Below are 17,936 nucleotides of genomic sequence, written 5' to 3' on the forward strand. Positions count from 1 at the left end.
AAAATGAACGGTTATTTTTTTGCTTCGTACAGTTTTGTCAGTATGGACGACAAAACATCTAGAATTGCCTTATTAATTAGCGTATTACCTGCATCTTCATAAAGCGCAGTTAGGCAATTTGTATATTCATCAAACAAATGTGTACAGCCAATAAAAGTACTGTGGTTAATCACATTTGCTAACTGTTTGTGGAGCTGAATAAACACCTCACTGAGTGCGTCACTATTATCATTTGGCTGTTTTGCCAGCGTTATTACATCACTTTCAACAATCGCGAAAATCAGTGCTCGGTAGGCAAGCCCTGCTTCTGTCCGAGTAAATTCATGTAACAATTCTGGGTGGCGTTGATAAAACTTAACAATGTCAAAACCGCGCAGATTTTGCCCAATTAGCCCTTTTTTAGAAAACCCCGAAATGACGTTAATTTCTGCCCGGCGCTGTGATTCTTTTATCTCTATTGCCGCATCACACGGTTTAAAATGTCTGTTCTTTATCATGATTTGAAAAGAGTTTACCTAGTTCGTTTCGTTCTGTTTGTGTAAGTGTTTTGTCGTTCAATAAAAGCGTAAAACCTACGGACTTTTCAAACCCAACTGTTACTAGCGTGTTATCACTATTAAACGTGTCAAGTGCTGCTGTATCACTGTAAATTGCATCAATCTCCTGACTAACAATTAATTGAACACACTGCTCTAATGAGTCACATTGAATATAAGATTGGTGCCTAAGTGGTTTTGGCATCACCAGTTCGTTAACCACGCCAGATTCACCCTTAGCAACGTAACCCACGCGTTGAACTTGCCTTAGAAAACTACTTTCGAACACATATTCACTCAGTAATCGTTGATCCTCTTTGTAAACCAAATAATCGAAAACGCGTTCTTCTAACACAATGCTGCGACTGTGCATCATCACTTTCAGATCATCTGTTTCAGGAATGCCAACGATAAGGTCGACATTGCCAACACGCATCTCATCTAGAAGCGCGTCGTACGGTAGTTCGATGACGTTTCCGGCAAGTGTTTGGTTCGACTTACTCAGTAAACGCCAATCCGCAAGGCGTGTATCCTCTAACACACCAATGTTTACAGTGTTAAGCAATGGTTGCACTTGCTCTTTAGTTAAACTGCATGCGCTTAATCCGCACATTACTGTTAAGCTAATAATAAAATTCTTCATTATATTTACTTACGCGCTTGCTTTGGTGTAATTCCAAAACGCGATTTATATGCTTGGGTAAAATAAGACTGGCTTGAAAAACCCGCTTCGATAGCAATATCAATTACGCGCATCTGACTGGTGTGCAATAAATGTGCTGCATATTTAAGACGGCGTTCATTGAACCAGGCACGCGGTGATGTGTGATAAATTTGGTTAAATGCCGATTTAAATGCAGTAAGCGACATGCCAATTTCTTTAGCAAACTGCTCTAACGACCAGTCTTTTAAATAGTGCTGTTCAACAAATTCTCTAAAGCGTTCTGTTGCAGGGTCACAACTTTCCACCAGTAAATTGACTAAACAGCTACCTTGTGGCTTATTTATTTGCAGTAGCAACAATTCTTCGACTTTAAGCGATGTCAGGCTAGGGACTTGTGAATCACTTAAAAGCTGATCTAGCCCAGTCATCGCCATACGCGTTAAATCACAGCCGCAGAATGCTAGCGGTGCTGAACTATCGTGATGCTTGCCTAACTTTGCGCCAGTTACTAACGCTTGATAGCGTTGTTTAAAATTTACAAGCCATGTTTGTTCAAGTGACAAACATAAAATAACGGTATCACGGGTACTATTAAGGTTTTCAAAGTGACAAAAGCCATCTTTTACAAGCAATAAACTGCTCGGTGCATAAGCACTTAAATTGTTTACACCAGCCGTCCCTGTGACCACCATTAACAGTGTCAAGGGGGCCTTAAACGCGACAGAATATTCTGTACCTGCTGGCAAAGTTAATCGAAATGCAGTCCCATATTCAAACGCCAAATTATTCGTAAACGCTTGTTCTAAAATCGTATTTTCAAGCGTAGCTAATTGTGTTTGCATAATGCTTCCCTCAAATTTAGGCCGAAAAAACCCGCGATGTCGAAACACCGTTATTAAAAAAACGTGGAATTAGGCAGGTATCAACCTGCCTGTAAGTTAGATGTTGTTACCCATATTGCGCGCTGTGTTTGGCTCTTGTGAAAAGAGTTCCTTTGCCAGGCTCAATAATGCAGCTTGAATATCATTCAAAGTGCCTTCCCAGTTTTGCGCACGTTGTTGCAACGCAGCCGCTTCTTGTGCAGTGGCATCATTCTCAGCTTGCTCTGCTTTTGATTTCTCTTGGATCTCAGTAACTTTATTGTTCTGATTTGCCGCTTCAGCACTAGCAAAACCCGCACTACCACCAGAGCCTGTTGTCACCAGTGACGACACTGCTGCACCTGCTTGAGCACCAGCAAATTTTGTTGCACCGGCACCTGCTAAACCACCACAAACAGCACCACCAATGTTAATTGCTGCTGCAATACGCTGTTGGTGAACGGCTTCATCGCCTTTGTCTTTTGCATCTTTCGCTTCTGAAGCAATGGTCTCTGCGTTGTCGCGTTTAACTTCAACTTGTGTTTCCATTTGTTGAATAATCACTTCCGCGCGATTTTCAGCGGCTTCACGCAAAGATTGCACTAATTGCAAAAACAATTGAGCCATCTTTGTTGCACTGTTTGCAGACGCAGTTAAATCAAATGCAAGCGTTTCTGCACTTTTAACCACGTCGCTATCCAAACTTAAAGGTTCATAACGTTGCGCCGCATCATTGGCATTCACACCACAGTTGTGCTGCGCTTTATCCAAGTTGTTTTCACCAGAAACGACTTGTGGTTGCATCGTATTAATGCGTGGACCATCGAGTACTAAACCATTCATGATAATTTTCCTTAAATTGGTGCACGTGCGTTGTTTAGCACTGTAAGCGATGCTTGCATTTCATTTTTTGCTGCATCAGATAAAATACTTGCAATGTCTACCACAGTGCCTGACTGCGATTGAATAAAAGCGATAAAGCGCTGCAAAATCGATTCAAGCTTAGATACCAAAGCCTCATTTTCAACTAGTTCACTTTCTAAAAGTTGTACTTGTAAGTTCACCTTGTTAAGCGCTTCTTGAATGTCTGCTTGCTCTGCACTAATAATGCCACTGCCTGTTTGCGCACCCATAGATGCAGCACTTGATGCCCAAGTTGTGCGCCCCATTGCAGTTTTAATCATGTCGTCACTTTGTTTCCTAATCATGGTTTCACAAAGATTTTTTGCAGCACGTTCTATGGCATTTTCAGCGATTTCTTCAGACACATTTTTTGAAATTTCTTTCACTACAGCTTTAGCTGCTTGTTCTACAACTTCTTCTGCAGCTTCACTTGCAGCCTCTTTTGCTGCAGCTTTCACCCCTTCTTTTACTGCCACTTCAGTTGCTTCTTTGGCAACTTCTTTACCTGCTGCCGCACCTGCTGCTGCGCCAGATGCAGCACCATAGGTGAGTAACCCCACACCAATAACGGTTAGCGCAATAGCGGTATAGCTTAGTATTTCAGCTGCTTCATGTTCACCAAACATAATGCACACTTGCGCTGCCACTTCACACATGCCTGCAGCTGTAAGCGCAACGCCCGCAGCGATCAGGTTAGGCTGCGAAGCAACCACGCCAGCTACCAGCGAAGCAGCGCCACCGACCATAGTGGCTACCGCGGTAAGAAAACCAAATGCCTTGCCAAAAATACCCGCTTCTTTTGCTTTTTTGCGTGCTTTTTCTGCTTTTTCGATTTGATCTAAACGGTTGTCTTCTTGCTCATTAAGCTTGTCGATTTGTTCGTTCATTAAATCTTCTTGCTCTGCTTGAACACGCTCAAGTTCCGCTTTATTCGCTGCAATGGTCGAGTCTTTAATTTCTTTGATTTTTCCCAACACAATAAACATGGTGGCAATACCACTTAACGTGGTGTCGCTATCGGGCTCTGCAATACTTGGATTACCCGACTCGTTCGATGCACTGGTTACCCCAGAGGCATCAGATGGGTTAATCCCACTAAAGCTTTTCATTACCGCAGACATTCCTTCTTGGAAAATCTGAGTAAATGCCGTATTGCCAACTCCTAGGCTATTTACTGACATCAGTTTGCTCCTGTTTCTTTTTACGTTTTTCAACGATGGATAGTAACCCTTGTGCTTTAGTTGCAAGTTCGCTGTATTCATCACGCCCTTCACAACGCACAAGCGTACCGGTAAACCCTGCTTCTGCGCGCTCTAAATCACCCAATGCTAAATGGCACTCGCCTGAATGGAATGCAAGCTTTGGTTCCTCAGCATCAATTAACGTCGCCATGCTGTAAGTGTCTGCCGCTTCTTCATATTTACCTTGCGCTTGGCGTGTCGCCCCAAGACCGATTTGGTACTTCACGTTTAGGTGGTCACATAACACCAACATTTTGAATACTTGCTCTGCCTCGCTCATGCGATTGGTTTGATACAAGTTAAACGCAACGGCATATAAGCTTTCCATTTGCTCTTTACTTAAATCCACCAGCTCATGCATTACACCGCCTTTACCGATAAACGTTTCAAGCTGTTCCTTTTTAACTAGACTTGGGTCGATCTGTGCCATAGTGTTTTCACTCCTCAGAATTTAAATGTAATGCGTATGTCGCGGTAATTTTTTAGGTTTGCTGGCAGTAACTTCTTTGCTGGTTTGATTAAGCACTTTACTCACCATTTTTTTAACATCGCTGTTCTGCGTTTTGCCTTTTTCGCGTTCTTTTTTACAGCGCGCTTTGAACTGCTCAAATGTCATGCCTAGCTTTTGCGCTAGTTCCTCTTCTAAGCGACGTGTTTCACGTAAACGTGCATTCACATTCGCGGTTACAGCTTGTAATCTGCGTTGTTGTAGTAATTTGTCAGGATCAAACATGGTGAACACCTTTATTACTGCCTTTTGACTTTATGTGTTCAGTATAAGAAGGGAAATATCAATAAATATGGAGAATTGTTTCTTAATTGTGGCTTTTTACGATTAATTCTAACTTATTGAATATAATAAAATTAACGCCATCACCAAGAACTGGATTTAGAATATGCAGAGATTGTGCAAATTGCTTCATTGAGATTTTGCACATTGTGTTATTTTTACGCCAACAATGTGCAAATTTGCAAAAAATACCTGATTAGTCTGTAAGCTGTTTAATACTACCGTAAAAATCTTCTGCGTATTGCGACATAGCGGTAATAACAGAAGTGTATTGTTCATTTGATGATTGAAAATCAGTACTTAAGGTTTCCGTTTGCGTGGTTTTTTCTTTTACGGTATTGCGAAGAGCTTCAAGTGCATTTGAAATATCGTTTTCCTGAAACGTCATTAGGTATTGTGTAGTATTTAATGTTGTTGTTCCAAAGCGATATGTACCGATACTACTTGTGGTACTGCCACTGATGTTTTCCCAATAAATATAGTCATTATTGGCATCTTGTAACAAGGTTACTCGCTCGGTGTCACTCAGTTCTGGTGTTTCTTGTTTCAATAACTTGAAAAATTCATCGCTACCAAATGCCGCAGCAAATGAGTTGTAGGTAATTTCACCGTCTTCTTCAAACGTGGTACTTTCACCTAATGCTGCCGAAATGTAATTCAGCTTCTCTAAAAGCTCATTGATCTGTTCAATATCGTCTTGTAGCTTTTCGATCATTAGGGTATGAACTTCGTAACCAACCTCAGCGTATTCCAAAGTCTCTCCATTAAACACTATTGAACCTGCTGAAGTTAACGTTAGATCACCATCATTAATCATGGTTTGTATTTCGTTTGACGTATATTCAACCCCTTTAATTTGATAGCGTACCGTATCACTGGTTTCACCCAATGATGCCAAAATACTCCAAGGGTCGATATTTTCATCAACCACTTTCAGCTCATCGGCATCCAGAGTTTCAGTTTTACGTTCACCATCCTCAAAAACGGTTGCTGTAACGGAAGCATTGGCAAATGCGCCAAATTGCCAGTATGGATCAGCCATGGTTACCCTCCTGTTAGCAGGCTTTTTGCTGCATCAAAATAGGTACTATAATAATTCGACATGGCTTCCATTAAACTGTTGTACTGTGATGTATTACTTTGTAGATCAGTACCCAATTGCTCTACTTGAGTTGTTCGTTCTTTTACCTTGTTGTTTAGTACCTCAATGGCGTTTGAGTAATCATTCGTTTGAAAATGTATCCTATTGTATATAGATATTTTGGCTGACGCGAAACTATAGTAAGTGTCACCATCTGCACTTGATGAAGTAGCGTCTACGTAATCGTCCACTTCAGCCCATACTAAGTAATCATTGTTTAAATCCTTTATGAATTTTCGGGCATCGCTATAGCTAAAACTTGGCATCTGATCCATTAAACCATCAATAATTGGATGGTCATCCCAATCGGCGTGATTATAAAACTCTTCGCCTTTGTCCTTTATATCATCGTTGAGCTTAAGTACGTTTTCCATAATCTGCATGTCACTGATGAAATCATTTAACTCACTTATTTCATCCTGTAATTTTTCAATCAGTAACGAGTGAACTTCGTAACCAACTAAATCTGTGTCTAGTTGATTACCATTAAACATCACATAACCTGAAGAACTAATATCCAAATCACCATCATCAATAAAGGTTTGAATCTCGTCACTGGTATAAAGTGTGCCATTTATTTGATATTGCACGACATCAGCCGCATCATCGAGAGCTGATAAAACTTCCCATGGATCGATATTGGTATCAGCATTTTTTAAATCGGAAATTGATAGCTCTTTGCTTACACGTTCACCATCTTCAAATATGTCTGTCGTTACTTTTTCATTTGCATGATAACCAAATTGCCAATAGGCATCGTCAGTTGAAATACCGCTCATTTCTTTGTTCCTTTATCAGCCATGATCATCACTCTAACAAATAATTTTGCAAAAAATATGCAGCAATGTGCGTGTGCACTCAGATTTGACGCCAAGTAAAAAATTTACACCCGAATTATAAAAATGAAGCGACGCAGGTATTTCAGCGCACGAGATGCTTAATTTAATTCAGTTTTTATAGCTACGACTTTCAGCTTACCCAATATATAAAATTTTGCGCCTTCCTCTACAAACTTATGTTTTTAAACCGTGAGACTCTAAGCACCGTGGAGGAGATATGTTAATTAACGATTTTATAAAGCAACTTGCTACTGAACTAAACATTGACATTAGTCAAAGTGAACAAGGATTTGCGAGCGTGAGTCTGGGAGATATTTTGGTCGATATCCAAAGCTACAAAGATACACTGGTATTTTATAGTTACATCGATCACTTCAGTGAACAAGCTTATGAACAAGAACAACAGCTAAAACAAGCAATGAGTTGGACTTACGGCTGGCAAAAAAGCGAATCAAGCATCGCACAATTGTCGGAACGCTTCGCCATACAAACTACACAACCGCTATCTCTCTCTTTTGAGCAGTTACTTGAATTATTGAACAGCCATTGCCAATTAGTGGCGCAAATTCAACAACTCGAACTTCAACCAATTCAACACAGCCAACAGCATGCGTATATTTTACCTTAGATTATTGTTTATCAGCTTTTTACTGCTGCCATTTGGTGTGCTGAGTAAAGCCGCACTTACAAAACAGCCATTTGAATACTATGGTGAAGGCGACTCTCTTAGAAAGGTACTGACTGCGCTTGCTTCAAACGCTGATATTAGTGTCAATGTCTCTTCCACCATTGATGAAAAATTTAATGGTCATTTACGTTACGCTTCAAGCCTTAAAGCATTAGATTACCTGGCCAGTGCATACGATTTAATTTGGTATTTTGATGGTGCAACACTGCATATAAATCGCAGTGCTGAAAGGCAAAGTCAGATGATCCGCTTAGAGTTACTGTCAACTAATCAACTCAAGCAAACAATGCAAGATTTAAAGCTGTGGGACCCGCGCTTTGAATGGCGCACGATACAACATACCAACATGATTATGGTATCTGGTCCACCACGTTATATCGAATTAATCAATGAAACCGTAGCCTTATTGCAAGACAGTTCAGATTCCGGCTTTGTTGATCCACTTGTGATCCGCATTTTCAAACTTAATCATGCAAGTGCCATCGATCGGGAGTTTGAAGTGCGCGGTGAGGAAGTAATTATTCCCGGTATAGCTTCACTGTTGGCGAATATGATTAATGGCGAAAGTCGCGGCCAAAGTGGTAATGTGCAAATGCAAGACGTCGATGGCTCATCGAGCGAACAATCAGCAACCAGTAATGCCCATGCACAAGTAAGCATACAGGCCGACGCCAGTTTGAATGCGGTAATCATTCAAGATTATCGTTCACGTATCGATATGTATGCGCAACTCATTGAACAACTCGATACACCGCGCGAGCAACTTGAAATTAGCCTAGTGATTATCGATTTAACTATGAATTCATTGTCTGAAATTGGCATTGATTGGGCAACTAAGCAAATAAAAATAGGCGAAGGTTTAGTTGACTTAATCTTACCAGGTGCTGGGGCCACTGATGCTGAAACACTGACGACAACGAATGCTGATTTTTTAGCAACAGTGAGCTTGCTCGAAACACAAGGCCGAGCGCGCGTGACCTCACGCCCCGCCATTGTCACTGAAAATGGCCTGCAAGCATTACTTGATAATAACGAATCGTTTTTTGTCCGTGTTGAAGGCGAACGGGTTGCAGAGCTTGAAGAAATCACTTACGGCACTCTGTTACAGGTGACACCTCGCATCATTCAAACAGCTGTGCCACGTCAAATTTACCTTGATGTTAACATTCAAGACGGTGCGCGTATTGATGATGGCGGCCCTGACTCTCTGCCATCAATTAAGAACACACAAATTACAACACGTGCCCAAGTACCTGAAGGGGCAAGCTTACTAATTGGCGGTTATTCACGAGAGTCAAATAGCTCAGGTGTCGGTAAAGTGCCTGGTGTTGGGGATATCCCAATGCTCGGAAAGCTTTTTCAAAACAATACCAGCAATTCACAACAAATGGTGCGTTTATTTATGATAAGCCCGAAAGTGATGGAAACGCATACCGTTCCTGATGGCACACAAGAAATTGATTATGAGTTATTGCCCGAAAACAAACGCATTAAACAGTTGATGCGCTTAAGTAACAATAATGGTCATATTTTTAGTCTGGTTAACCGTTTGCCATGTGAATCTGCAATTGAAGCACGTGTACGCCGTAATCACTATCAAAAAAAACAATACGGTACGGCTATTCGCAGCTGCCGAGACCTTGATGGCTACCAAGGTTATCAAGTAACACTCAATAACTGCCCGACAACTGCAACTGAGCCGGAGTGTGCGCTGTGAAAGAATGGAAATTACTAATTCTCAACACCGCATACAAGGGTGCTGAAATCAACTTTACGCATTCTCAACGCTTGGGGAGTGATGAAGACAGCATGGATTTAGTGCTGAACGACAGTGATATTCCCCCGCATTTACTGAGCCTAAACTGCCAAGATGACGCTGTGTATTGTGAGCCTTTTGCGCAAACTGTGGGCGTAAAGGTGCAAGGTGTGCTCCATGATAATACGCTCGCTTTACCCACACTGACGCCAATCAATGTGGGGGAATTATGGTTTATGATTGGCGAAGTTAACGAGCCTTGGCCTAAAAAATTACCGGTATTTGATAAACCATCGGTAAATCAAAGTAAATCTGAACAGCCCGTCAAGATGAATAAAACCTACAAGCACCTGTCAAATGTGATTTGGCTTGCGGTACTTGGCACCATTACAGCTGCAGTTTTACTTTTTTTAGATATAAAAGCAGAAAGTGGCCAAGAAGTAGATACTGAAAAACTCAATTTATCGATTGCTAAAGATCTGCTTCAAACCGACAGTCGCCCTCACCTAATAATCGATTGGGACGAAGTCGATCAAAAAATCAGCCTATCCGGCTATGTAGATAGCAAACTTGAACGTAAAAAACTATTGAAGCAGGCGGAGAAACTTAATATTCGCTTTACCAGTGACATTCGTACCATGGAAGAGATTAAGTTTGCAGCACGGTTTATTTTGAAAAACCTCGAGCTTGATGCCATTGAAATGCGTTCAGGTGAACTTGCTGGCAGCCTTGTATTTGTTACTGACTCAAATAATTTAAATGCATGGAGTCGCGCCGAACAGGTATTACAGCGAGATATTCCCGGATTAACAGCGTTTGACCTTGAAATTCTCGAAGATAAACCCGCCCTTGAGCAGCTAAATGAACTACTGGTCAACTCAAGCTTTAATGACAAGATTATTGTAGAAGACCGCGGCGATATCATCGAACTTGTAGGCCAACTAAGCGGCTCTCAATTGCGCGAGTTTGATCAATTAAAAAAGCAGTTTGCCACCAAGTTTGGTAATAACCCGCGATTAATTCTATCCGCGCCAATGATCAAACAAGACGATAGCCCAAACCTAAGCTTACGCTTTCGTACCGTTAATCTCGGAAAAGTCCCCTACATTGTGCTCGATAACGGCGAACGCTATTTTGAAGGTGCCCGTTTACCTAATGGTGCGCGTTTAAAATCAATTAGCAGTGAAGGGGTCTTTCTTGAGTCGGGAAACAAAAGTTACATGATAAATTTTAGCCGCACTATTTAAGGAATAAACTATGACACTCATTGAAAAAATCAAAAACCAAGAACAACGCCAAGCGTTAACTAATCATTTGGAAGCACTAAAGTCAGCTCACGTCGCTGCGCTTGCCAAAGGATTACCACCTCAGGAATTTAAGCAAAAAGAGGCATGGATTAAAGCGTTAAACGCCTCACTTAAAATAGTTAAAAGTCCAAAATTACAAGTTTTAAACCCGTAAGCTAAATCACTTCCTTGGTAGCTGATTTAAAATGTTATGGCACTATATTTTTAAAAGAGGATTTATCATGGCTTTAACCCACGCAGGTTACGACGGTACACTAGGTAACTTAAAAACAGTATCAGGTCATCTTGTAACAGTTGCAGATAGCACCGCAGGCACACTTGATTCAGCACTTGAGGATCTTAAAACAGACCCTAATAACCCAGCTAAGCTTGCAAACTTTCAAGCCTCTGTGAATGAGTATTCAGTTGTAATGAGCCTCGTCGCCACAGTACAAAAATCTATTAAAGATGCCATGTCAACCATAGTACAGAAGATGGGCTAATGGATATTCAAGATATCAAGCTATTGGCAGATATCGGCGTGTTAGGCTCAAATTCGGGCCTAACGCGTGAAGCCGAACATATATTTGCTGCATTACGATTATCGAAATCGGGCGAACAGATTGCGGTAACTACAACCGCGTTAAATTTATTTAATCGAGGACAATTTCCAGAGGCTGCACAAGCGCTTTCAAAATGGTGTGAGAATAAAGCTCCTGCGATTCCACATGCATTATTGGCCATGGTGTATTGGACATGGGGATTTAATGTAAATGCCGAAGCCTATGCACGAGATGTGTTATCACAAGCAATTGAACCAGAAGCACATGCACTTGCAAAAGAAGTACTCAATGGTATGGGAGTAACTTATTAATGGACGCTATTAACCAAATCACCGCTGTTTCAATGGACTCATTACAAGGACAGCAAGATTATACGTTACCTACGGCACCTTCTATGGCAGAAATGGAAGGCTTAAGCGCACAGTTTTTAGACGCTCTAGGCGAAATGAAAGCTGAAGTGTCATCCCGTGCTGACAGCGTTGAGCTGAGTTTAAGTAACTTAACTGATTTATCTCCTCAAAAACTGCTCCAGGTACAAATGGAACTGATGCAAGTGACATTACAGCAAGAGTTGATAAGCAAAGGCGTTACCAAAACAACACAAAATGTTGAAGCATTAATTAAGGCGCAATAATTAATGAATAGGTTTATATCAGTGTTACTTGCCTGCCTTGTACTAACAGGGTGCAAAGTCGACCTTTACTCGGGCCTTGATGAAAAGCAGGGAAACGAGATGCTTGCATTATTGTTGGTTGAGGGCGTAGATGCGGAAAAAATTGCCGACAAAAAAGGTACAGTTAAGCTGCGTGTTGATAAAAACCAATTATCGAACGCCATTGAAATCCTCTCTCGTAACTCTTATCCGCGAGATAAATTTGCCACATTAAGTGATGTCTTTCCTGAAGGTGGACTGATTTCGACGCCTACTGAGGAGTCGGCGCGATACAATTATGCGGTGTCGCAAGACTTAGCAGCAACGGTGTCCAATATCGATGGTGTGTTAACGGCGCGCGTTCATTTGGTATTACCAGAACAAGATGGCACCAAAAAAGCCAAATCAGACACCAATCTGGCCAAAGCCTCAGTATTTATTAAGCATTCCAGCAATATCAGCCTGGATGCCTATATTCCACAAATTAAACAAATGGTTGCTAATTCGGTGGGCGGACTAAAATACGAAAATATCGCAGTTATTCTATTCCCCAGTGTTGCAACATTTAACCCCATAGCAAAAACCAGTACCGATGTAAGTCTTGGTATTATTCAACAGTTCAAAGATTTAGGACCTTGGTTAATTGCCGCTGCCGTACTGTTAATTATTGGCTTACGCTTTGAAAAGCTAAGTGGCACAGCGAAAGAAATCTACGAACGACAGCAGCGAAATGGTTAATCAAAAACATCACTTTGCTGCGATGCTTGAAAGTCAGCATGCCGACGCGATCATCGCTAAACTGTATCAACCATTACGCTGGTTACACCCACAATGGATTGAAAAGGTGATCCCTGCTGATTTTCCAGTTGATCATCAGTGTGTTAAAACCAACCAGTTTCTCGCGGAACAATTAAGCATTCCCGGCACGTTTGACACAGAGCTTAGCTCGCCTTTATCTAAATTTTTGTTGCTTGAACGTGAATTGATTACGCAAGTGATTGGTGTGTTGGGCCTATCATGTTTTCAACCGTCATTGAAAAAGTTGATAAGCAAACAGATTAAACACACGATAGATCAACAAATTGGCTGTAACGCATGCCAAATAGTGACACAAAAAATCCCTTTTATGTTAAGCGACTTTCCAAAAGAGTTGTTGGTTGAAGATATCACGTTGAATTCATCGACAAATTTACCCAATTTCATTGAGAAAGGGTTGTCAGTGTTTAAGCAAATTTGTGATGACGAGAGTCATTTTCAGTTACTGTGTTTTATTTTATCACCTGAGCATATGACTAACGAAAAACAAATCGTCCTCTCAAAAGAAACTTGTCGTAAAACCATCTTACTTATTCGTAAATTAGCCATTGAGATAGACCCACCATGTTCAAATTTACTGAAATAAAAGCGGATAAGCTGCAATTAGTCAGTGGCGCTAAAGTGCTAAAAGCCGTTGACTATAATCATTACTTAGGTTCGCAAGATGTCGTTGAAGCAGCTCAGAAAAAAGCCAATGATATTATTGCAAACGCAGAGCGTGAGTATAAAAACCAGCAGGCGTTAGGCTTTGCACACGGTATGGAACAAGCAAAACAGCAACAAGCTCAGTTACTTTTGCAAACCGTGGAGCAATGCCATCAGTATTTTACTTCTCAAACGCCACGAATTGCCGAGCTGATTATGGCGGGTATGTCACAGCTTGTCAGTGAATTTGATGACACTGAACTCACCCTTGAAATGGCTAAAAAAGCACTGAGTACAGTGACAAACCAGCGAAAAGTAACGTTACGTGTAAACCCAAACTTAGTCGACTCTGTAAAAGAAAAGCTTTCAATCCTTTTGAAACAATTCCCTGAAACAAGCTATGTTGACGTTGTTGCAGATCAGCGAGTAGATGCTGGGGGCTGTTTACTTGAAACCCAAGTAGGCGTGATTGATGCGACCATTGAAAACCAAATTGCTGCAATTGAATCTCTGCTTTTAAGCGAAGATCACGTATAATTTGCCAATCTAACGGATATATTTAACACCTATGCTCAAACAAACAATTCTATTAATTGAGGATGACGAAGATCTCGGCGAAATCTTAATTCGTTTTATCGAGGCGTCTGGCTATCAAACAAAGTGGCTTAAAACCGGCGATACTGTAATGGATTATGTTAATAACAACATGCCAGATCTTATTTTAATGGATGTGATGTTACCCGGTGTCGATGGCGTGACCCTAACCAATCAAATTCGCCAATTTAGTGATGTGCCAATTATTATGGTGACCGCAAAAACTGACGAAATCAGCCGTTTAATAGGTTTACAAACTGGTGTAGATGACTATGTTTGCAAGCCCTATTCTGGCCCCGAGCTGGTGCTCAGAATTAAAGCAATATTGCGCCGGGTGAATACACCCCCCGCACCTACAACAGTTGAAAATCAGGTTTCCGCCATAACTACTCAAAGCTTGCAACTCGATGAAGCACAACTAAAAATCAGTTACGGTGAACAACAGCAAAAGCTCACATTTGTCGAGTACAGCTTATTAAACTTACTAATATCGCACCCTAACCGGATTTATAATCGCGAACAAATCATTGAGTTAGTTTACGATTCGTATCGTGAAATCAGTGACCGTACGGTCGATAGCCATATTCGTAATGTGCGAAAAAAATTATCGTTACTTGGGCTAGATTACGAAGCAATTGAATCAGTATATGGTGTAGGTTATCGCTATATCGAGAAAGCATCATGAAACATGCCGCGTCCATACGTATAACTACCTTATTTATAGCCGCTCTTTTTATTGTTGTTTGGCCAGTTTCAGCAAACCAGTTGCTAAAGGAAATTACAAGTATTGCTGAAGTCCCCAATCAGCACACAAGCTTAAATAAACTGCGCAATACCGCAGAATTGGAATCAAATATAACTGCATTTACGGCCGCTACAGAAAGTATTCTCAAAGGTTATTTAAAACAAGGCGAATATGACGCGTTTAGCAAAGAAATAAGGTATGTAAAACAACATAATCTTTGGTCTAGCACGCCAGAGTTACAGATAATTGTTTACATTGCCCTAGCTGACGAAGCTTATCGAAAAGGCGATGTGCAGTTGGCATCGGACATCCAAACTACCGCCATCACATTGGCGCAGAATCATAATTTCATCTCTCGAATGAGTGAAGTATATACGCGTCAAGGCATCTTTTATCGCAATCTTGGTTTGTTGGACAAAGCCTTGGAATATTATGAACGAGCATTACCTTATGCAGAGCAAAGCGGTGATCCGTTGCAAGCGTCAAGAATTACCATGAATAAAGGGGTTATTTATGAAGGGCAGAACAAATACAACGAAGCATTAGAGCTTTATAAGCAAGCATTACCAAGCATTGAAAGTGGTAACAACCCTATTTTACTTGCCGATATATTGTTTAATATCACTGCGGTTTATATGCAACTGCACGAATTAGATTTGGCCTTAACGTTTGCTCAGCGCGTGTTAAAACTTGATGAAGCGTCTGGCGACATTAATAATATCATTTACTCTCTTAACCGCATTTCAAGTATTTATTTGTTACTTGGTGACAACGGTCAAGCACAAACCTATTTAAACCGCTCTATCGAATTGGCAGAGAAAGGAAAAAATAAGCAGCAATTAGCAGTGGCGTTTATGCGAAAAGCACGTATCTTGATGAAACAAGGTAAACTAGACCAAGCGCTTGAAATTGCAAATAAAAGCGCCGATAACGCTTTAACAATCGATAACCCCATCACCAAGAATAACGTTATACCACCGCTTGCTGAGCTTTACATATCGATTAATCAAAACCAAAAAGCGATAGAGCTTATTGAAATGCTGCCGGGTGATACGATTAGCCCAACATACATGGTTAGAAAGCAAAAAATTCTAGCAAAAGCGAATTACAACATAGAAAATTATCAGCAAGCCTACTCGCATCTAAAAATACTGCACAATACCGAGCAAGCACGCGCTGAAGAAAAATTGAAAGCATACCGGGATGAAATGAATTCTGAGCTTGCTAAGTTTTCTGAACAGTTAAAAGTAAAAGATTTAGAACTTGAAAATGAAAAGCAGCAAAGTGATCTTGAAGTAATGCAATATCGTCAATATTTCGGCATCACTTTAGCGTTAATTGTTTTTCTACTATTTAGCCTTTTGATTTACTCGCAAATTAAGAAAAAGCAGATGGCACAAGCGCAAGCTCGATTAAAAGAAGCTGCAATTGACCACAAAAACCAAATGCTTTCAGATATTTGCCACGAACTACGTACACCGTTTAGTGTACTAAAATTACAAATTGAGGCACTGCAATATAACTTAGAACCAGATACTGAACTCGCTCACAACCGTTTAAATGCAAAGATTGAGCAACTAAGTCACTTGGTGTCTGATATCGACCAACTATCGCAAGCTGATTCGATGGTACTAACCTTAAATAAGGTTAAAATTAACGCACACAACTTACTTAATGCCATTATTACTGATAACCGTGTACTTATTGAAAAAGTAGGCCTTGAGCTTAAGCTTGATATTCAACTTGACGAGACACTTGATGTTGACCTTGATATCAACCGTATCCAACAGGTTTTCCATAATTTATTTAGTAATGCGATTCGCTACACATCAGTGCCTGGTTTTATTCGATTAAAAGCACGAAATGACCAGAATAATCTGTTTATTCAAGTAGACGACACTGCCCCAGGTGTATCACTTGAGGATATCGAACACTTGTTTAATCGTCTCTATCGAGTTGAGAAGTCGCGAAGTCGTGCCACGGGTGGTTTAGGTTTAGGTTTATCTATTTGTAAAAGCTTAATTGAATTACACAACGGCTGCATTATTGCCAAACAGGGAAAAAGTGGCGGATTATGTATTCAAATTACACTGCCCTTACACTAAAATCGAGCTGGCCAACGCGCTACACATTAGCGCGTTTTGGCAAGCCCACTTTCTAGTATCAACGGTTACATTCATTATTGTCACTCAACTAACTGACTTGTCAGTTAATCCATTCTTATCACCTACTTTTGCGACCATTGTTGTTTAACAAACCAAAACGCCATAAAAAACAACACTGCCTAATTGTTTCACGCAGCGTTTTTGAACTAAGTTAAAGTAGTTATAAACCTACACGATTAATACGATATTCGACCATTCAAATATTACGTATTTTTCATTGACATTAACCTTTGCTGAATTAGAATAACGCCATTCGAATATTATTCGAATGGCGTTACCAAAGAAAATGAGCAAGAGGTTTAGTAATGGCACCAGCACCAAAATATAGCCTGCAAGAGCAGGAAAGAATGATCTTAAATGCCGCAGAACAGTGTATTAACGAGTCGTCAGTTACCGACTTTACGATGGCTAAGGTCGCGCGTTTAGCCGGGCTTTCTATGGGTTCTGTATACAAGTTCGTGCAGAGCAAAGAAGATATTGTGCTTGCGCTTGCCTATCAATCATTTGATCACGTATCAAAGGTATTTGAACGTGTGCTTAGCTTACCTTTATCAACGCCAGAGAAAATGCTCGCGGTATGTTTGATATCCCCTAAAGCCATGCAACGCTTCGAATTTGATTACGAGCTGCAATCTTATTCTACCAATAAAGCGGTTATTCAGCGCGCTTCAAGTCGTTGGACTGAAAAAATGATCGACGCCTGTAACTGTTGTGAACAAGGTTTTAAATTAGCCCTTTCCGATGGCATCAGTGCGGGCGAGCTGCAAAATGTGCCTAACCTAAGCGAAGTGATTGAAGAAATACTCATTAGTGGCTGGGCTATAACGGTTGGCTTTGAGCAAGTACAACGGGTTAAACAAACGCAAGAAATTGTCGAAGGCACAGACTCATTACTTGAGCCATTGCCGCTTAATCATCCTATTATTAGAAGCACAGTGCGTTTGCTTAATAGTTACCCATGGAAGAAACCCATCGATGATGACTCACTTGTCACCATTGAAAACGAATTAAAGAAATTAACATTGCGTTAATGCAATACAAACGGAGATAGT

The 17,936-nt window shown here is 40.7% G+C and carries 22 protein-coding genes; 13 read left to right on the forward strand and 9 right to left on the reverse strand.

The annotated features are described in order from the left end of the window. Positions 1 to 11 precede the first annotated feature (11 nt). The 9 genes from ACHSBP_RS14340 to ACHSBP_RS14380 all read right to left on the reverse strand — a co-directional run bounded on the left by ACHSBP_RS14340 (position 12) and on the right by ACHSBP_RS14380 (position 6,914). Positions 12 to 497 carry a hypothetical protein gene (locus tag ACHSBP_RS14340; protein ID WP_100915354.1) on the reverse strand — a complete coding sequence of 162 codons (486 nt, stop codon included), beginning with the start codon at positions 495 to 497 and terminating at the stop codon, positions 12 to 14. Next, positions 475 to 1,179 (reverse strand): hypothetical protein, encoded by a 705-nt coding sequence (locus ACHSBP_RS14345; RefSeq protein ID WP_395389247.1) that lies wholly within the window; start codon positions 1,177 to 1,179, stop codon positions 475 to 477. The genes ACHSBP_RS14340 and ACHSBP_RS14345 overlap by 23 nt, the downstream gene beginning before the upstream one ends. Before the next feature lie 5 nt (positions 1,180 to 1,184). Continuing rightward, on the reverse strand, positions 1,185 to 2,042 hold the full coding sequence (locus ACHSBP_RS14350) for a helix-turn-helix transcriptional regulator (protein WP_395389249.1): 858 nt from the start codon (positions 2,040 to 2,042) through the stop codon (positions 1,185 to 1,187). 96 nt (positions 2,043 to 2,138) lie between these two features. Continuing rightward, positions 2,139 to 2,903 (reverse strand): hypothetical protein, encoded by a 765-nt coding sequence (locus ACHSBP_RS14355; RefSeq protein ID WP_395389251.1) that lies wholly within the window; start codon positions 2,901 to 2,903, stop codon positions 2,139 to 2,141. Positions 2,904 to 2,914: 11 nt separating this feature from the next. Next, positions 2,915 to 4,144 (reverse strand): type III secretion system translocon subunit SctE, encoded by a 1,230-nt coding sequence (gene sctE / locus ACHSBP_RS14360; protein ID WP_010558972.1) that lies wholly within the window; start codon positions 4,142 to 4,144, stop codon positions 2,915 to 2,917. Next, entirely contained in the window at positions 4,131 to 4,634 is a 504-nt protein-coding gene (locus ACHSBP_RS14365; protein WP_010558971.1) for a SycD/LcrH family type III secretion system chaperone, read from the reverse strand. The genes sctE and ACHSBP_RS14365 overlap by 14 nt, the downstream gene beginning before the upstream one ends. Before the next feature lie 21 nt (positions 4,635 to 4,655). Then, complete coding sequence (locus ACHSBP_RS14370) at positions 4,656 to 4,937, reverse strand: hypothetical protein (protein ID WP_395389254.1); 282 nt, start codon at positions 4,935 to 4,937, stop codon at positions 4,656 to 4,658. 253 nt (positions 4,938 to 5,190) lie between these two features. Next, on the reverse strand, positions 5,191 to 6,036 hold the full coding sequence (locus ACHSBP_RS14375; RefSeq protein ID WP_395389256.1) for a hypothetical protein: 846 nt from the start codon (positions 6,034 to 6,036) through the stop codon (positions 5,191 to 5,193). A 2-nt stretch (positions 6,037 to 6,038) separates the two neighbouring features. After that, positions 6,039 to 6,914: a hypothetical protein gene (locus tag ACHSBP_RS14380; RefSeq protein ID WP_395389257.1), complete on the reverse strand. Its 876-nt coding sequence runs from the start codon at positions 6,912 to 6,914 to the stop codon at positions 6,039 to 6,041. Between the two features lie 277 nt (positions 6,915 to 7,191). Here ACHSBP_RS14380 and ACHSBP_RS14385 point away from each other — a divergent pair, with 277 nt between their 5' ends. The 13 genes from ACHSBP_RS14385 to ACHSBP_RS14445 all read left to right on the forward strand — a co-directional run bounded on the left by ACHSBP_RS14385 (position 7,192) and on the right by ACHSBP_RS14445 (position 17,915). After that, positions 7,192 to 7,602 (forward strand): hypothetical protein, encoded by a 411-nt coding sequence (locus ACHSBP_RS14385; protein WP_010558967.1) that lies wholly within the window; start codon positions 7,192 to 7,194, stop codon positions 7,600 to 7,602. Then, positions 7,583 to 9,379 carry a type III secretion system outer membrane ring subunit SctC gene (gene sctC, locus ACHSBP_RS14390; protein ID WP_395389259.1) on the forward strand — a complete coding sequence of 599 codons (1,797 nt, stop codon included), beginning with the start codon at positions 7,583 to 7,585 and terminating at the stop codon, positions 9,377 to 9,379. Before ACHSBP_RS14385 ends, sctC begins: the two co-directional genes overlap by 20 nt. Continuing rightward, entirely contained in the window at positions 9,376 to 10,665 is a 1,290-nt protein-coding gene (gene sctD, locus ACHSBP_RS14395; RefSeq protein ID WP_395389262.1) for a type III secretion system inner membrane ring subunit SctD, read from the forward strand. Before sctC ends, sctD begins: the two co-directional genes overlap by 4 nt. Positions 10,666 to 10,675: 10 nt before the next feature. Next, positions 10,676 to 10,879, forward strand: coding sequence for a hypothetical protein (locus tag ACHSBP_RS14400; RefSeq protein WP_395389264.1), 204 nt, complete (start codon positions 10,676 to 10,678; stop codon positions 10,877 to 10,879). Positions 10,880 to 10,946: 67 nt separating this feature from the next. Further along, positions 10,947 to 11,207 carry a type III secretion system needle filament subunit SctF gene (gene sctF, locus ACHSBP_RS14405; RefSeq protein ID WP_395389266.1) on the forward strand — a complete coding sequence of 87 codons (261 nt, stop codon included), beginning with the start codon at positions 10,947 to 10,949 and terminating at the stop codon, positions 11,205 to 11,207. After that, on the forward strand, positions 11,207 to 11,578 hold the full coding sequence (locus ACHSBP_RS14410) for a hypothetical protein (protein ID WP_395389268.1): 372 nt from the start codon (positions 11,207 to 11,209) through the stop codon (positions 11,576 to 11,578). The genes sctF and ACHSBP_RS14410 overlap by 1 nt, the downstream gene beginning before the upstream one ends. Next, positions 11,578 to 11,901 carry a type III secretion system inner rod subunit SctI gene (gene sctI / locus ACHSBP_RS14415; RefSeq protein ID WP_010558961.1) on the forward strand — a complete coding sequence of 108 codons (324 nt, stop codon included), beginning with the start codon at positions 11,578 to 11,580 and terminating at the stop codon, positions 11,899 to 11,901. The genes ACHSBP_RS14410 and sctI overlap by 1 nt, the downstream gene beginning before the upstream one ends. A gap of 3 nt (positions 11,902 to 11,904) precedes the next feature. Further along, on the forward strand, positions 11,905 to 12,657 hold the full coding sequence (gene sctJ, locus ACHSBP_RS14420; protein ID WP_395389270.1) for a type III secretion system inner membrane ring lipoprotein SctJ: 753 nt from the start codon (positions 11,905 to 11,907) through the stop codon (positions 12,655 to 12,657). Next, on the forward strand, positions 12,650 to 13,321 hold the full coding sequence (locus ACHSBP_RS14425) for a SctK family type III secretion system sorting platform protein (protein ID WP_010558959.1): 672 nt from the start codon (positions 12,650 to 12,652) through the stop codon (positions 13,319 to 13,321). Before sctJ ends, ACHSBP_RS14425 begins: the two co-directional genes overlap by 8 nt. Continuing rightward, entirely contained in the window at positions 13,300 to 13,917 is a 618-nt protein-coding gene (locus ACHSBP_RS14430) for an HrpE/YscL family type III secretion apparatus protein (RefSeq protein ID WP_395389272.1), read from the forward strand. Before ACHSBP_RS14425 ends, ACHSBP_RS14430 begins: the two co-directional genes overlap by 22 nt. Before the next feature lie 31 nt (positions 13,918 to 13,948). Beyond that, on the forward strand, positions 13,949 to 14,659 hold the full coding sequence (locus tag ACHSBP_RS14435) for a response regulator (protein ID WP_010558957.1): 711 nt from the start codon (positions 13,949 to 13,951) through the stop codon (positions 14,657 to 14,659). Beyond that, entirely contained in the window at positions 14,656 to 16,824 is a 2,169-nt protein-coding gene (locus tag ACHSBP_RS14440; RefSeq protein ID WP_395389274.1) for an ATP-binding protein, read from the forward strand. The genes ACHSBP_RS14435 and ACHSBP_RS14440 overlap by 4 nt, the downstream gene beginning before the upstream one ends. A 365-nt stretch (positions 16,825 to 17,189) precedes the next feature. Continuing rightward, a complete protein-coding gene (locus ACHSBP_RS14445) occupies positions 17,190 to 17,915 on the forward strand; it encodes a TetR/AcrR family transcriptional regulator (protein ID WP_010558955.1) in 726 nt (241 codons plus the stop codon). Positions 17,916 to 17,936: the final 21 nt, after the last annotated feature.

The sequence above is a fragment of the Pseudoalteromonas sp. XMcav1-K genome (assembly GCF_044005875.1).
GTDB lineage: Bacteria > Pseudomonadota > Gammaproteobacteria > Enterobacterales > Alteromonadaceae > Pseudoalteromonas > Pseudoalteromonas spongiae.

Excerpts from the sequence above, each read along its gene's own strand:
- ACHSBP_RS14375 (WP_395389256.1), bottom strand. The coding sequence starts at position 6,036 with ATGGCTGATCCATACTGGCAATTTGGCGCATTTGCCAATGCTTCCGTT.
- ACHSBP_RS14435 (WP_010558957.1), top strand. The coding sequence starts at position 13,949 with ATGCTCAAACAAACAATTCTATTAATTGAGGATGACGAAGATCTCGGC.
- sctI (WP_010558961.1), top strand. The coding sequence starts at position 11,578 with ATGGACGCTATTAACCAAATCACCGCTGTTTCAATGGACTCATTACAA.
- sctJ (WP_395389270.1), top strand. The coding sequence starts at position 11,905 with ATGAATAGGTTTATATCAGTGTTACTTGCCTGCCTTGTACTAACAGGG.
- ACHSBP_RS14345 (WP_395389247.1), bottom strand. The coding sequence starts at position 1,179 with ATGAAGAATTTTATTATTAGCTTAACAGTAATGTGCGGATTAAGCGCA.
- ACHSBP_RS14370 (WP_395389254.1), bottom strand. The coding sequence starts at position 4,937 with ATGTTTGATCCTGACAAATTACTACAACAACGCAGATTACAAGCTGTA.
- ACHSBP_RS14365 (WP_010558971.1), bottom strand. The coding sequence starts at position 4,634 with ATGGCACAGATCGACCCAAGTCTAGTTAAAAAGGAACAGCTTGAAACG.
- ACHSBP_RS14355 (WP_395389251.1), bottom strand. The coding sequence starts at position 2,903 with ATGAATGGTTTAGTACTCGATGGTCCACGCATTAATACGATGCAACCA.
- ACHSBP_RS14430 (WP_395389272.1), top strand. The coding sequence starts at position 13,300 with ATGTTCAAATTTACTGAAATAAAAGCGGATAAGCTGCAATTAGTCAGT.
- ACHSBP_RS14340 (WP_100915354.1), bottom strand. The coding sequence starts at position 497 with ATGATAAAGAACAGACATTTTAAACCGTGTGATGCGGCAATAGAGATA.
- ACHSBP_RS14400 (WP_395389264.1), top strand. The coding sequence starts at position 10,676 with ATGACACTCATTGAAAAAATCAAAAACCAAGAACAACGCCAAGCGTTA.
- ACHSBP_RS14385 (WP_010558967.1), top strand. The coding sequence starts at position 7,192 with ATGTTAATTAACGATTTTATAAAGCAACTTGCTACTGAACTAAACATT.
- sctF (WP_395389266.1), top strand. The coding sequence starts at position 10,947 with ATGGCTTTAACCCACGCAGGTTACGACGGTACACTAGGTAACTTAAAA.
- ACHSBP_RS14440 (WP_395389274.1), top strand. The coding sequence starts at position 14,656 with ATGAAACATGCCGCGTCCATACGTATAACTACCTTATTTATAGCCGCT.
- ACHSBP_RS14380 (WP_395389257.1), bottom strand. The coding sequence starts at position 6,914 with ATGAGCGGTATTTCAACTGACGATGCCTATTGGCAATTTGGTTATCAT.
- sctE (WP_010558972.1), bottom strand. The coding sequence starts at position 4,144 with ATGTCAGTAAATAGCCTAGGAGTTGGCAATACGGCATTTACTCAGATT.
- ACHSBP_RS14350 (WP_395389249.1), bottom strand. The coding sequence starts at position 2,042 with ATGCAAACACAATTAGCTACGCTTGAAAATACGATTTTAGAACAAGCG.
- ACHSBP_RS14425 (WP_010558959.1), top strand. The coding sequence starts at position 12,650 with ATGGTTAATCAAAAACATCACTTTGCTGCGATGCTTGAAAGTCAGCAT.
- ACHSBP_RS14445 (WP_010558955.1), top strand. The coding sequence starts at position 17,190 with ATGGCACCAGCACCAAAATATAGCCTGCAAGAGCAGGAAAGAATGATC.
- ACHSBP_RS14410 (WP_395389268.1), top strand. The coding sequence starts at position 11,207 with ATGGATATTCAAGATATCAAGCTATTGGCAGATATCGGCGTGTTAGGC.
- sctC (WP_395389259.1), top strand. The coding sequence starts at position 7,583 with ATGCGTATATTTTACCTTAGATTATTGTTTATCAGCTTTTTACTGCTG.